At 40.2% G+C, this 13878-nt stretch carries 11 protein-coding genes; 6 read left to right on the top strand and 5 right to left on the bottom strand.

Annotated elements, in window-relative coordinates; genetic code table 11:
- Positions 1-160 precede the first annotated feature (160 nt).
- Positions 161-2215, bottom strand: a complete 2055-nt coding sequence (locus tag AACW45_RS18110; RefSeq protein ID WP_190633978.1) for an elongation factor G — start codon at positions 2213-2215, stop codon at positions 161-163.
- 347 nt (positions 2216-2562) lie between these two features.
- On the opposite strand from AACW45_RS18110, the gene AACW45_RS18115 reads away from it, so the two are divergent.
- Both AACW45_RS18115 and AACW45_RS18120 read left to right on the top strand, forming a co-directional pair.
- Positions 2563-3495, top strand: coding sequence for a tetratricopeptide repeat protein (locus AACW45_RS18115; protein ID WP_190633980.1), 933 nt, complete (start codon positions 2563-2565; stop codon positions 3493-3495).
- 187 nt (positions 3496-3682) lie between these two features.
- Entirely contained in the window at positions 3683-4228 is a 546-nt protein-coding gene (locus AACW45_RS18120; RefSeq protein ID WP_190633982.1) for a phosphate-starvation-inducible PsiE family protein, read from the top strand.
- A gap of 169 nt (positions 4229-4397) precedes the next feature.
- On the opposite strand, the gene AACW45_RS18125 is transcribed toward AACW45_RS18120, so the two are convergent.
- From AACW45_RS18125 to AACW45_RS18135, 3 genes are all read right to left on the bottom strand, one after another.
- Complete coding sequence (locus tag AACW45_RS18125; protein WP_190633984.1) at positions 4398-5018, bottom strand: J domain-containing protein; 621 nt, start codon at positions 5016-5018, stop codon at positions 4398-4400.
- Between the two features lie 299 nt (positions 5019-5317).
- On the bottom strand, positions 5318-5911 hold the full coding sequence (locus AACW45_RS18130) for an ATP-dependent Clp protease proteolytic subunit (protein ID WP_045868061.1): 594 nt from the start codon (positions 5909-5911) through the stop codon (positions 5318-5320).
- Positions 5912-6024: 113 nt separating this feature from the next.
- Entirely contained in the window at positions 6025-6687 is a 663-nt protein-coding gene (locus AACW45_RS18135; protein ID WP_190545518.1) for an ATP-dependent Clp protease proteolytic subunit, read from the bottom strand.
- Positions 6688-7018: 331 nt separating this feature from the next.
- Between AACW45_RS18135 and AACW45_RS18140 the strand changes: the two genes are divergently transcribed.
- From AACW45_RS18140 to gloA2, 3 genes are all read left to right on the top strand, one after another.
- A complete protein-coding gene (locus tag AACW45_RS18140; protein ID WP_190633986.1) occupies positions 7019-8275 on the top strand; it encodes a vWA domain-containing protein in 1257 nt (418 codons plus the stop codon).
- A complete protein-coding gene (locus tag AACW45_RS18145; RefSeq protein ID WP_190633988.1) occupies positions 8272-9552 on the top strand; it encodes a vWA domain-containing protein in 1281 nt (426 codons plus the stop codon). Before AACW45_RS18140 ends, AACW45_RS18145 begins: the two co-directional genes overlap by 4 nt.
- A gap of 173 nt (positions 9553-9725) precedes the next feature.
- Positions 9726-10112, top strand: a complete 387-nt coding sequence (gloA2, locus tag AACW45_RS18150; RefSeq protein ID WP_190634027.1) for an SMU1112c/YaeR family gloxylase I-like metalloprotein — start codon at positions 9726-9728, stop codon at positions 10110-10112.
- Positions 10113-10287: 175 nt separating this feature from the next.
- On the opposite strand, the gene AACW45_RS18155 is transcribed toward gloA2, so the two are convergent.
- On the bottom strand, positions 10288-11610 hold the full coding sequence (locus AACW45_RS18155; RefSeq protein WP_190633991.1) for an NF038122 family metalloprotease: 1323 nt from the start codon (positions 11608-11610) through the stop codon (positions 10288-10290).
- Positions 11611-12600: 990 nt separating this feature from the next.
- Between AACW45_RS18155 and AACW45_RS18160 the strand changes: the two genes are divergently transcribed.
- The gene (locus AACW45_RS18160; RefSeq protein ID WP_190633993.1) at positions 12601-13878 is read left to right on the top strand and encodes a glycosyltransferase; all 1278 of its coding nucleotides are present in this window, start codon (positions 12601-12603) and stop codon (positions 13876-13878) included.

The raw sequence follows: 13878 nt of genomic DNA on the forward strand, positions 1-13878 counted from the left end.
TTTTAGTCATCTTTAGATGACTTTTGCTATGAGACTAGGAATTCATTCCTAGTCGGGCTATGGGTTTCGCGTTAAGTTAACACCACTGAGCAATGCTGTGCCCCTACGTGTTGGATAATTTATTTTGATGGGATTTCTTTAATTCAAAATCCCATCAAAATTACTTGCTGTTACTGTTACCGTTACTATGGCCATTGCCATTACCAGCAATTACACGTTCGGCGAGTTTTTCCGGTACTTCTTGCAGATGATCGTATTCCCAATGGAAAGAACCAACACCAAGAGTAAGCGATCGCAATTCAACAATAAAGTCTTGCATCTCTGCTTGGGGAAGGTAAGCTGAGATATTATCCCAACCTTGCCAATCATTTCGGCCTTCATAGCCTAAAATTTGCCCCCGTTTACCGCTAAGTAGTTGCAGCGCTTTCGAGGTAAATTCGCTGGGTGTGGTTACTTCTACTTTGAGAATCGGTTCGAGCAGTGTGGGTTGTGCTTGGGGTACTCCCGTTTGCATCGCCAACCTAGCGGCTTGTTTAAAGGCTTGTTCGGAACTATCAACGTTGTGGTAGGAACCATTAGTTAATGTTACCGCTACATCCACAACCGGGAAGCCTAAAGGCCCATGTGCCAAAAATTCCCGCACACCCATTTCTACCCCAGGAATATACTGTCTGGGAACGACACCACCAACTATGGTTTCCCGGAAGTTAAAGCCTTCACCACGGGGTAGGGGCTGAATATCGAGGAATACATCACCAAATTGCCCGTGTCCGCCGCTTTGGTGCTTGTAGCGTCCGTGAACGGCGGCTACAGGTTTGCGGATGGTTTCTTTGTAAGGAACTTGGGGGAGGTGGGTTGTCATGGGGAGGTTATATTTGCGCCGCAGTCTATCTAAAGCGACTTGCAGATGAATTTCCCCTTGTCCCCACAAAATTACTTCGTGGGTATCGCCATGTTGCTCCCAAGTTAAAGATGGATCTTCTTCTAAGAGTTTAGCGATCGCGCTGCTGAGTTTAACTTCATCGTTGCGCTTTTCGGGAGTAATCGCCAGAGCATACACTGGTTCCAATTGCCCAGCTTGGGGTAATTTTACTTTTGCCTGACCTTCTAGAGTCAGGATATCGCCTGTTTTGATGCCTTCTAAACGACTTAAAGCAACAATTTCTCCAGCTAATACTTCATTCACTGACTGCTGTTGCTGTCCCATCAACCGATAAATACCACCAGCACGCACACCGTTAAGAACAATACCATCTGTTAATTTACCTTGCCAGACACGGACTAAGGAAAGTTTGCCGCCTTGGGGAGTGTAGTAAGTTTTTAATACTTGGGCAATTGGTGTATTGCCAACTTTACTTAAGCGACGTTCTGCTGTAACTTCTGGTTCTGGTGCTTCTTTGACTAATGCTTCTAATAAAGGTCTCACACCATAATCTTGTTCCGCCACACCAAAGAATACGGGGACTACTAAATCTGCCCCTAATTCCATTTTTAAATCTTTGATAATTTCTTCTTGGGGTGGTTCAATATCTTCTAAAAGTTCTTCCAATAAGTGATCGTCAAAATTTGCTAAAGCTTCGAGCATTTCGGCTCGTGCAATATGTTCTTCTTCTTTTAAATCTTCGGGGAAGGGAATCAAATCAGCTGGTGCGCCTGCATGATATTGATATGCTTGTTCTGTGACCATATCAATAAAGCCTGTGAGCTGTTCCCCTTGCATGATGGGATATTGATGGGCGACTAGGGGACGGCTGGAAACGGCTTTAAGGGCGTGTAATGTTTCGAGAACATGAATATTTGCCCTGTCCATTTTATTTACAAAGACGATGTGGGGAATTTCCCAATCATCGAGGAATTTAAATAAAGGAGCAAGGGTGTGGACGCGATCGCGGATGGGTTCGCAAACTACAATCGCCGCATCAACTCCCATTAAGGCACTATAGGTTTCTTGGGCAAATTCTACACTGCCGGGACAGTCAATAAAGTTAAAGCGTAAGTCTTTATACTCGGCACTAGCCGCGCTGACTTCTACACTCATATGGCGATCGCGCGATTCATTCGCACTATCTCCAACTGTATTACCATCCTTGACACTACCTTTCCGGGAAATCGCCCCTGTGACGAATAACAAACTTTCAAGTAAAGTTGTTTTTCCACTTAAATAGGGGCCGACAATTGCAACGTTCCGCGAACCCGATTTTACTTTTTCGTTCATAAAACCTCCCTTGCGGTAAGTCATCACTAACCGCATTATCCTGTGTATTCAAGGATAGAAATGGTTCTCTAAAGGAGAATCATCTCCTCTTTAATCAGTTATTATCCTCCCTTTAATCGGTGCAACGAAAAATTGTAGTTTGTTGTAAGATTTAGCTAAAGAAAAGTTAATTAAATCAAACTTTAATACCAGATGTTGAACTTTTGTTAATTCAACCGATTTTTATTCAAAAAAATATGAAGAAAAGTTAACTAAACGTGCAAGTTGAAAGTATGACTGTTGAAATGAACTTACTCAGGATTTGGAGTCAGCAATCAGGGAGGAGGAAAGGAAACTTAATATATAAAATGGTTGGCTATTTTCCAGGATTGCATACTTTGCGCCCAACTATAGCGCTGAGTTTTATTTTGCTTTGGGGTGGTATTGTTTATCCTGGTGCTATTTTGGCGATATCTCCACCTCAAATAATAGCTCAGTCTGGTAATCCGCCAGCGATAGATGTATTAAATCAGGGTTTACAAGCGATTCAAGCAGGGAGATTGCAAGATGCGATCGCTTTATTTAGAAGAGCCGCCCAAATCGATCCCAGATTAGCGCCAGCGTACTATAATTTAGGGCTAGCATTACGCCAAGCTGGGCAATTACAACCTGCGGCGGATGCATTTTATCGAGCTACCCAAGCCGATCCCAAATTTGCGCCCGCTTTTGCTAATTTAGGCGGTTCGCTGTTAGAAGGAAATAATTTACAGTTAGCCAATGATTACTTACAACGAGCTATCGAACTCGATGGTAAACTCGGTTTTGCTCACTATAATATGGGATTGTTGAAAGTACAGCAGAGAGATTGGGAAAAAGCGATCGCCTCTTTTAAAAAAGCACTGCAATATAGCCAAAATGCACCAGAGCCAGCTTACCATTTAGGATTAGTTTATTTACAACAAGGTAAAATCGACCAAGCCAGAGAAGCGTTTCGCCAAGCAATTAAAATTAACCCTAGATATGCAGAAGCGCACTATAATCTTGGTTCACTTTGGTTTCAACAAGGTAAATTACCCGAAGCCTTAGAAGCCTTTAGAAAATCTGCGGCTGCTAACTCCAATTATGCCAGCGCTTATTATGGTGCAGGATTAGTTTTTATGCAATTAAAAAAATATGCAGAAGCCGCACAAGTTTTTCAATATGCGCGAGATTTATTTAGTCAACAAAATAATCCCCAATGGGCGAGAAATGCTCAACAATTGTTACAACAAGCACAGAATTTAAATTACCAACCTCGCTAAGGCGCGAATCCTGAAGATTGAGCAACAATAGGGCTATACCAGTTCAAAATTCAAAAGTCAAAATTAAAAGAATCAGATGCGATTTGAACTTTTAATTTTGGCATTTTTGGTTAATTTGAGTGAATTGGTATTGTGGACTAGACTATCTGGCGTGGTCTAAGCCTAACCCATCGCAATGGTATTGTAAATGCAAAAGCGCGTCAAAAGTCGGTTTTTATTTTGCGATCGCTGGTTTGATCGTCGTGCGATCGTGCAGAACATGGAAGCGTTTCAAGACTTAATTGTCATCATCTTGTGTTTAGGTTTATTTGCTGTGATGTTGCTGCAATTATGGGGCATATTTATTGCCATTACCCAGCCATTAGATTACAAATTAGTCACAGCAAAAATACTTTTTGTATTAATTTTGGTAGAATTATTTCGGCTGATGATGATTTACCTGCAAGAGCATAGTATTGCCGTGGGTGTAGCAGTCGAAGTTACCATTGTATCTGTCTTGCGAGAAGTAGTAGTTCACGGTGCGTTAGAAATTTCCTCAATTCAAACAGCCGCAATGTGTGGTTTATTATTCATTTTGGGCGGCTTACTCATAGTGTGTGCCAAAACACCCCACATGGATTGCATGAGTGCGAATACAAAATTTTGCCCCATTGCTTACACAGGAACTAGGGATAAACAAAACCTAGAATTTCACTATTCACGACAATGTGAAGATAATCAGCAGATGTCGTAAATGGGCATGGGGCATGGGGCATTGGGCATCCCTTCGACTTCGCTCAGGGCGAGTGGGCATTGGGCATGGGGCATGGGGCATTGGGGCATGGCAGTGCCAGTGCCCCTACAATCTGTCGCATTCTTTTTTCAAATTGACAAATGACAAATGACAATTGCACCGCCTACTATCAAAACATCTGCTCTAAACGCTGTAAATCTCGCTGCACTTCATTCCCCAAAGCTTTATTATTGGGATCTGTCTTCAGCGCTTTTTTGAGGTAAATTCTGGCTTTAAGTACTTGATGTTGATCTATCAGCACTCGCCCCCATATTTGATAGGTAATAGCTTGCCACTGACGCACTTCAGCATCTTCAGGTAACCGATCTGCCAAAGCTTCTACCAATGCGATCGCTTGCGGAAACCGTTTCTCTTTTAAAAATCGCTGTAACTGCTCATAAGTATTCCACTTGAGGCGCTGTTCTATAGCAGTTACACCAGGCGGTTTTGGTGTCGTCGCCTGTCGCTTTTTTGCTGCTGCTGGTGCCTTCTCCTGAGGTGCTGTTTTTGTTTCCTCCCGTGCAGAAACAGGCGTTTGACTAGCAACGCCAACAGTATCTTCTGGTATAACTACAGTCAACAGAAATTTATAAGCCTCTGTTAAGGCAATAAACTTGTCTTTAGCTTTGTGGTCATCTGGGTTAATATCGGGGTGATATTGCTGCGCCAGTCGTCTGTAAGACGCCTTAATGTCAGCAAAAGAGGCTCCCGACCTTAAACCCAATAAACGGTAGCAATCTCCAAGATCCATCTTGAGCTATCAGCCATCAAATATTCAGCTTCAAGCTTGTTACTTAAAGTCTGAGGTCATTAATAATAAAGACTTATATTCTAATTTAAAGTTCAGGATTGACAAATTGGGGCATGGGGCATTGGGTATGGGGCATGGGGCATGGGGCATGGGGCATTGGAAACAATTTTAGATTTTAGATTTTGGATTTTAGATTGAATTCCAATCCAAAATCGTAAATCCAAAATCCAAAATTTCTTGTCTCCCTTGTCTCCCTTATCCCCCTTGTCTCCCTCTGCTCCCTGCCCCTGCCTCATCCCCTACGGGCGTTCTTCAATCACGCGGTCAATCAAACCGTATTCTTTAGCTTCTGCGGCAGACATGAAAAAGTCACGATCCATGTCCTTTTCAATTTTGGCTAAAGTTTGACCGGTGTTGTTAGCGTAAATCTGGTTGAGCTGGTTACGAATCCGCAGAATCTCTCTAGCTTCAATTTCGATATCCGTTGCTTGTCCGCGCGTACCACCAGAAGGTTGGTGAATCATAATCCGTGAGTGCGGCAATGCCATGCGTTTGCCTTTGGTACCAGCCGCCAACAGGAAAGAACCCATTGAAGCCGCTAAACCAACGCAAATTGTCACCACATCGGATTTGATGTGCTGCATGGTGTCATAAATTGCCAAACCTGAGGTAACCATACCGCCAGGAGAATTGATATACAAATAAATGTCCTTACCCGGATCTTCCGAGTCCAGGTATAACATAACAGCGATAATTTGGTTAGCAATTTCGTCATCAATGTCCCGTCCCAAGAAAATAATTCTTTCTCGGTACAGGCGATCGTAGATGCTAATCCAATCCGTAAATTGACCCCCCGGCATCCGGTAAGGAACTTTAGGAACACCTATAGGCATTTGTGTTACTCCGTTTGTAATTTAGTACTTAGTCCAGAGTCCAAAGTCCACAGTCCACAGTCAAATATTATTGACTATTGACCATTGACCATTGACTATTGACCCTTGACAAATTAAAGAATGCTCGCAGGTAAAGGTGGATTAGCAAGTTCTTCTTTTTCAAAAACTCGGTCAATCAAACCGTATTCCTTTGCTTGATAGGGAGTCATGTAAAAGAGGCGATCCATATCTTTAGTAATTTTTTCTGGGGCTTGCCCTGTGGTGCGAGATATGATATCAACCATTGAGGCTTTGTTAGCCAGAACTTCCTTCGCCCGAATTTGAATATCCGTTGCTTGACCTTGGGCGTAGCTCTTTGGTTGATGCAGGATAATATTGGCGTTGGGTAAACTGGCGCGGCAACCTTTGGTACCAGCACCGAGTAACATCGCTGCCATACCCATTGCTGAACCGATACAGATAGTATGAATAGGTGGCTTGATGTATTTCATGGTGTCATAGATAGCGAAGGCTTCGGTTTCAAAGCCAATGGGATCGCCACTATAACCCGATGTGCCGGTAGAGTTGATATAAATTTTAATCGGCTTGTCGGGATCGTCGGACTGTAGATACAGTAGTTGAGCGACGATCAATTCTGTGACAGCAGGCACCAGGGGCATTCCAAGATAGACAATTCGCTCCTTCAATAACAGGGAAGGTAAATCTGGCGGCGGTGTCCGGTAAGAATTATCGCCGTAGTAGGGGGCTTGAACAGCCTTGATGGGGGAAATGTCCATAGCAACTGATCGCCTGAAATTATGCCGTTAACTGTAATACATACTAGCGCGATGCTAGCTATCTTCAAGGTGTGGATTTCTGGCTAATGCCTCAGGGTGCTGAGTATCTGCCAATCTTTAGCTTCTAAGATATTCTTGAATATAGGTCATTGGTCATTGGTCATTGGTCATTTGTAAAGAAATTCGCGACTCTGGACTATTGACTTTTGACTCTTGACTCTGGACATTTGCAAAAATTACAGCTGATTAATCTATATTGTTTTCCGTAGGTTTGATGTTGCCTTGTGAAGTTATTTATAAAAATGTGTATCCTCTCTAGGGACTTTGGTTTATGAAAGTTAACTTGCAGCCGATCCTCAATGATAGTAATTTAGATGTCAATCAACTGAGCAGTCAGCGTCAATTGTCGCTTTCGATTTCTGCGATTGGCGAAGTTTTGGATCGCAATGTGCCACTGAATTTATGCTTAATTCTCGATCATAGTGGTTCGATGAATGGGCGTCCGTTAGAAACTGTCAAGCAAGCAGCAGTTCGTTTGGTCGATCAACTCAGTCCTGAGGATCGTCTCAGTGTTGTGGTTTTCGATCACCGCGCTAAAGTCTTAGTACCCAATCAAGTAATTGAAGATCGCGAACAGATCAAAAAGCAAATTAATCGCCTTAGTGCTGATGGGGGAACGGCGATTGATGAAGGTTTGCGTCTGGGGATTGAGGAGTTAGCAAAGGCGAAAAAAGATACTGTTTCTCAAGTATTTTTGTTAACTGATGGCGAAAATGAGCATGGAGATAACAATCGCTGTTTGAAATTTGCTCAATTAGCGGCTAGTTATAATTTGACTTTGAATACCTTGGGTTTTGGTGATAACTGGAATCAGGATATTTTAGAAAAAATTGCTGATGCTGGTTTGGGTACGCTGTCTTATATTCAAAAATCCGATCAGGTAGTCCAAGAATTTAGCCGTCTGTTTAACAGGATTCAAACAATTGGCTTGACTAATGCTTATTTGCTATTCTCTTTAATGCCCAATGTACGGTTGGCGGAACTTAAACCCATCGCCCAAGTTTCTCCCGATACTATTGAGTTACCTGTACAACCAGAAGCAGATGGACGCTTTGCTGTGCGCTTGGGTGATTTGATGAAAGATGTAGAGCGGGTAATTTTAGCTAATATTTATTTGGGACAGTTGCCTGAAGGTAAACAAGCGATCGCGAATGTGCAAGTCCGTTACGATGACCCGGCTAACAACCAAACCAATTTATTTACCTCCAATATCCCCATTTATGCCAATGTAGTTAAATCTTACCAGCCAGATGCTAATCCCCAAGTGCAGCAGTCTATCTTAGCCTTAGCTAAATATCGCCAAACTCAATTAGCAGAAGCGAAATTACAACAAGGCGATCGCGCTGGAGCTGCGACAATGTTACAAACAGCAGCAAAAACTGCATTGCAAATGGGCGATAAAGGTGCAGCTACCGTATTGCAAACTTCCGCTACTCGCTTGCAAGCTGGTGAAGAGTTATCCGAAAGCGATCGCAAGAAAACGCGGATTGTCTCCAAAACAGTATTGCAGGATACGCCTCACCCATGAAAGTAAAATTACTGTCTGTACTCAATGATAGTAATGTTGACCTGGCTCAAGCTAATAGCCAGCGTCAACTGGGAATTTCTGTTGCGGCAATTGCTGAGGAGTTTGGTAGCAATTTACCCCTCAACTTATGCTTGATTCTCGATCGCAGTGGTTCGATGCATGGAGAACCAATCAAGAATGTGATTCAAGCAGTTGAGGGATTATTAGATCGATTAAATCCAGGCGATCGCATTTCTGTAGTCGCTTTTGCGGGTTCGGCAGAAGTAATTATCCCTAACCAGGTAGTTGCAGATTTAGGTAACATTAAATCACAAATTAAAAACAAACTTAAAGCAAGCGGTGGTACAGTCATTGCCGAAGGTTTGCAACTGGGAATTACAGAATTAATGAAAGGTACCAAAGGCGCTGTTTCCCAAGCCTTTTTACTCACAGATGGACATGGTGAAAGCAGTTTGCGCATCTGGAAATGGCAATTAGGCGCGGATGACAACAAACGCTGTCTAGAACTTGCCCAAAAAGCCGCTAGATTGAACTTAACTGTAAATACATTGGGTTTTGGCAGTAACTGGAACTCTGATTTACTGGAGAAAATTGCCGATGCTGGTGGTGGCACATTAGCTTATATTGAGCATCCACAACAAGCTGTCCAAGAATTTAGCCGCTTATTTAGACGGATGCAATCGGTGGGTTTAACTAACGCCTACTTGCTATTATCCTTGATACCGCAAGTACGGTTAGCCGAACTTAAACCAATTGCCCAAGTAGCACCAGATACAATAGAATTACCAGTACAAAAGGAAGCAGATGGAAGCTTTGCCGTGCGTTTAGGCGACTTGATGCAAAATGTGGAAAGAGTAGTTTTAGTTAATATTTATCTCAGTAATTTACCGGAAGGTAGACAGGAGATTGGACAGGTACAAATTCGTTATGACGATCCGGCGCTAGATCGCCAAGGTTTACTTTCTGCGATCGCACCTGTATATGCAGATGTAGTTTCTACTTACCAACCAAATCTCAATCCCCAGGTACAGCAGTCAATTTTAGCTTTAGCCAAGTATCGCCAAACCCAGTTAGCAGAAACCAAATTGCAACAGGGCGATCTCATTGGTGCTGCAACCATGCTACAAACCGCCGCGAAAACCGCCTTGCAAATTGGAGATAAAGGTGCAGCCACAGTACTACAAACTTCCGCTACCCGCCTGCAAGCTGGGGAAGAACTCTCAGAAGCAGAGCGCAAGAAAACCAGAATTGTTTCTAAGACAATTTTACAAGAATAATTTGTAATTCGTAATTTGGTAAGTCAGTGGCAAGAAACCAAACTATCTTAATAACTGTAAACAGGCTGGAAATTTTTACCAATGACTAATGACTAATGACAATTGTACAGACGCGATTCATCGCGTCTCTGACTAATGACAGCCAGTTATCTTTAATTTCGCCAAACTATTTTATGAAAATAAAAGATATTCATCACATAGCTATAATTTGTTCGGACTACGAACGTTCTAAAAAATTCTATGTAGAAGTTTTAGGATTTCCAATTATTGCCGAAACTTTTCGCGCTCAGAGAAATTCCTATAAATTAGATTTAAAAGTTGGTGAAAATAGCCAAATAGAATTATTTTCCTTTCCCCATCCCCCCCAAAGGCCTAATAATCCAGAAGCTTGCGGTTTAAGACATTTAGCATTTGCAGTTGATGATATAGAGCAAACTGTCACTGATTTACAAGCCCAAGGTATAGAAGTAGAAAATATTAGAATTGATGAAATCACAGGAAAAAAGTTTACTTTTTTTAAAGACCCGGATAACTTACCATTAGAAATTTATGAGTATTGATATTGTTAAATAATTGGTTAAATAATTATGGATATAATACCATATCAGAGCCATCATTAATACCAATTTTCAGAATATTGGTGATACAGCAATATATTCTATAAGGCACGGCAGTGCCATGCCTCTAAAATTTGTCTCGTTCCTTTTTCAAATTGGTATAAGATGAGAAATTTACTTAATTAATAGTCTCTGAATCTATTTTCTTTTTCCCTAACCGCAAACCAAATAAACCTAAACTCAACAATCCTACAATAGCAGAAGGTTCAGGGACTTGTTGTGGTTCTTCATCATAACTATCCCACATAGTTCCATTATTCACTTGAAACAGTGCTTCTTGCGCCAAATAGTCAACTAAATCTTGACCTTGATTTAGGGTTGTTGTAGTTGTCGTACCACCCCAGCGACTTTGTTTAAACATTTTATTAATGCTACTTACTGGGTTACTATTTCCCTTAGTACTCGCAATTGTTTGAGCTTGGCTTTTAAGGGTAGATAATTGTGTTAATGACAGTAAACTAAAAATACTAGAAGCTCGGTTATAACCAATAACATCCAAGGCTTGTAAATCTAAATTACTCAAACCTCTTCTAGTATTTGTTGGTAAAGATGGGTCCATAATTCCCAGAGGAATTCCAGTAATATTCCGCTTCCAATGGCTTCCTTGATAACCATCTGGTAGGTAATTTGTCAGAAAAAAACTAGATGTTAAACCTTCATCTTCACCTGTAGCTAAATTAGCTAAAGCTGTATCTCCTCCGTTAATAGAAAAGAAAGGAGTGGAATTACCAGTTCCTCCATAAGCCATATTTATTTCATGGTCGCTGCTGAGGGATGATTTACGAAATAAATCAAATGACGTAATATATTTATTTCGTTCAGTTTCATTATTGTAATTACTATTATTAACAGCATCTATGCCACTGACAAAACCTAAAACATGTCCAATTTCATGGATTAAGACGCTAGTAAAATCAAATTTGTTAATGCCAACACCAAGACTGAGATAATCATTTTGCCAACCGAAACCAGTATTCATCAAATCGTTGAATACAATTATCCCATCTAAATCAGTATTGTTTGTGTCCAGTAAATTTAAAGCTTTAGCATTGGCTCTCGTCACACTAAGTCCGTTAAAGGACTTATTTTTGAAACCTTCCATTTCCGCAGTTAAATTGCTGAAAAATGTTGGTGTTGGTAAATTTTCAACAGCCAGTTCATCATTGGTATATGTGAAAATGCTGTTGTCGGTGGTGCGATCGCTTTTTAAGGCGTTGTAAAAGCTGCTGTAATTTACATTGTTCATAAAAGCTGGAATCGCCCCAGCTAGAACTCCTGAAGGTAATTTGCTGGAATTACCCTTCTTCAGATGAATATTGATCGTTGCATTATCCGTAAGATATTGTTCCCAAATACTCCCGGCTAATTCCGCAGCAACTTTTTCCTCCATTGTGACTTCTGTATCGTATGTGAAGTTCAACTTCAGTGCTTGCGCTGGCATACTCACACACATAATAGCGCATGATGTTGTAATTAAAGAGAAAATAGCAATGCTTATACGCATATGATTTTGATAACTGTGAATTTTTTATAGTCGCTTTTAACTTAGCAATTTCCGAGCATGAAGTTAATGAACTATTAATGAAATATTATGCTGTTTTATCAAATTTTTGATATGAATATTCAAAATAAATCCACCATAAATAGAGGATATTACTGTATGCATACTGTGAAAAAATTACCAGATAAATAATCGCTCCAACTGCTTATTATCAGCCTCTTACTCTGTATAAATACTTTGATTGATTAATCAGTTTCCGTAAGTCGGTAATTGCATCTCACTATATTAAGAAACGTAAATAGGCTGGAATGCAAAGTCTCAGTATCGGCTTTTGGCGATAATAACTTTGTCAGAATGACAGCCTTCTGTTTTCATTGTTCATTTTCGTTCAAATGATGATGTTATTGTGATGTTCAATATCAACCCAAAGGTGATTGAAAACAATTGAATATTTGCGGTAATACATTATCCCTGCAACTTGCTGAACTTAAAGTTATCAGATTATGGGTAGATGTACGGAATTTTATTTTGAGTTATTTTGGATAATTATAAGTAGTTCAGCAAACGCTGTATGGCTTTGATACAGACGATAATTTAGCTGAATATTTCTATCTCCTGCTGTGCTTGTAATAGTTTAATGGGTGAGTGAATCCGAGCTTAATTTTATACAAACACAAGTTAGTTAACAACAATCTAGGTTAAATTAACTCATTTTATAATGAATCAAATTATACTTTTTTGCCAAAATTTTCTTCCTAGTGCGAGATTTTTGCTTGAAATAAGCATTCGTATCTATTAGAATAAACTTCACATATATAAAGATACCTACTACTCTATTTCATGAAGTTTTGATGAAGGAGTATTCAGCAAGTAACTTGATAGAAATTGTCTAACTAAAGTCTCGAATACATACTAATCGGCGCATGAATAATGAAAATAGCTTTTATAGTTGGGAAGTTTCCGATATTATCGGAAACCTTTATCATTAATCAAATCACAGGTGCAATCGAACGGGGACATGAGGTTGATATTTATGCTTATCAACCTAGTCATAGTTCTAAAGTACATCCCAATTTTCATAAGTATCAGCTTTTATCCCGCACTTATTATCAACCAAGCATACCCACGAATCGATTTTGGCGATTGCTGAAAGCAATTAAATTAATGATTGAGAATTTCAAGAAAGCTCCTTTAGTCTTACTGCGATCGCTGAATATTTTTAAATATGGTAAACGAGCAGCTTCATTAAAATTACTGTACTCAGTCATTCCCCTATTAAAGTCTCCAGCTTACGATATTATTCATTGTCAGTTTGGCCCCCAGGGACTAGAAACTATGCTGTGGCGAGATTTGGGTGCAATTCGCGGTAAATTGGTAACTTCATTTCGCGGCTACGATATCAGTTCATTTATCCATAAATATGGAGAGGATGTTTATGACGAACTCTTTATTAAAGGAGATTTTTTCTTAGCCAATTGCCGATTTTTTCAAAAAAAAGCTATTCGTTTAGGTTGCGCTCCTCAAAAAATTGTTGTACATGGTTCAGGGATAGATTGTAGTCGATTTCAATTTAAACCCAGAGTTGCACCTCAAGCAAATGCAAAAATTTACCTGCTAACAACTGCTCGCTTAGTAGCGAAAAAAGGTTTAGAATACAGTATTCGTGCCGTGGCTCAAGTGGCGAAAATGTACCCAAATCTTGAGTACAATATCATCGGTGATGGTGTTTTAAGGCAAGAGTTAGAACAGTTAATTACAGCATTGAATATTAGGGATAAAATTCAGATTTTAGGTTGGAAACATCAACTAGAAATTGTTGAATTTCTGGATAATTCTCACATTTTTTTGGCTCCGAGTATTACTAGCGAGGATGGAAATCAAGATGCACCTGTGAATACATTAAAAGAAGCAATGGCTATGGGTTTACCAGTTATTAGTACAAGACATGGAGGTATTCCTGAATTAGTAGAAGACGGAATTTCTGGGTTTCTTGTTCCCGAACGAGATGCGAATGCGATCGCCAAAAAATTAATTTATCTACTTGAGCATCCAGAAATGTGGGCAAAAATGGGAAAAGCCGGTCGTGTTTTTGTCGAAACACAATACAATATCAATCAGCTTAACGATGAATTAGTACAAATTTATCAGCAAATTAGCAATCAGAATTTACAGATCGCAGACAAATCTTTAGCGGTAACAAGGATGTGA

Origin of the sequence: Calothrix sp. FACHB-168 (assembly GCF_963889195.1) — a bacterium.
Taxonomy (GTDB): domain Bacteria; phylum Cyanobacteriota; class Cyanobacteriia; order Cyanobacteriales; family Nostocaceae; genus Aulosira; species Aulosira anomala_A.

What these genes read in the sequence shown, in the direction of transcription:
- AACW45_RS18125 (WP_190633984.1), bottom strand. Translation starts at nt 5,018, where the DNA reads ATGGATCTTGGAGATTGCTACCGTTTATTGGGTTTAAGGTCGGGAGCC.
- AACW45_RS18130 (WP_045868061.1), bottom strand. Translation starts at nt 5,911, where the DNA reads ATGCCTATAGGTGTTCCTAAAGTTCCTTACCGGATGCCGGGGGGTCAA.
- AACW45_RS18110 (WP_190633978.1), bottom strand. Translation starts at nt 2,215, where the DNA reads ATGAACGAAAAAGTAAAATCGGGTTCGCGGAACGTTGCAATTGTCGGC.
- AACW45_RS18160 (WP_190633993.1), top strand. Translation starts at nt 12,601, where the DNA reads ATGAAAATAGCTTTTATAGTTGGGAAGTTTCCGATATTATCGGAAACC.
- AACW45_RS18145 (WP_190633988.1), top strand. Translation starts at nt 8,272, where the DNA reads ATGAAAGTAAAATTACTGTCTGTACTCAATGATAGTAATGTTGACCTG.
- AACW45_RS18135 (WP_190545518.1), bottom strand. Translation starts at nt 6,687, where the DNA reads ATGGACATTTCCCCCATCAAGGCTGTTCAAGCCCCCTACTACGGCGAT.
- gloA2 (WP_190634027.1), top strand. Translation starts at nt 9,726, where the DNA reads ATGAAAATAAAAGATATTCATCACATAGCTATAATTTGTTCGGACTAC.
- AACW45_RS18155 (WP_190633991.1), bottom strand. Translation starts at nt 11,610, where the DNA reads ATGCCAGCGCAAGCACTGAAGTTGAACTTCACATACGATACAGAAGTC.
- AACW45_RS18120 (WP_190633982.1), top strand. Translation starts at nt 3,683, where the DNA reads ATGCAAAAGCGCGTCAAAAGTCGGTTTTTATTTTGCGATCGCTGGTTT.
- AACW45_RS18115 (WP_190633980.1), top strand. Translation starts at nt 2,563, where the DNA reads ATGGTTGGCTATTTTCCAGGATTGCATACTTTGCGCCCAACTATAGCG.
- AACW45_RS18140 (WP_190633986.1), top strand. Translation starts at nt 7,019, where the DNA reads ATGAAAGTTAACTTGCAGCCGATCCTCAATGATAGTAATTTAGATGTC.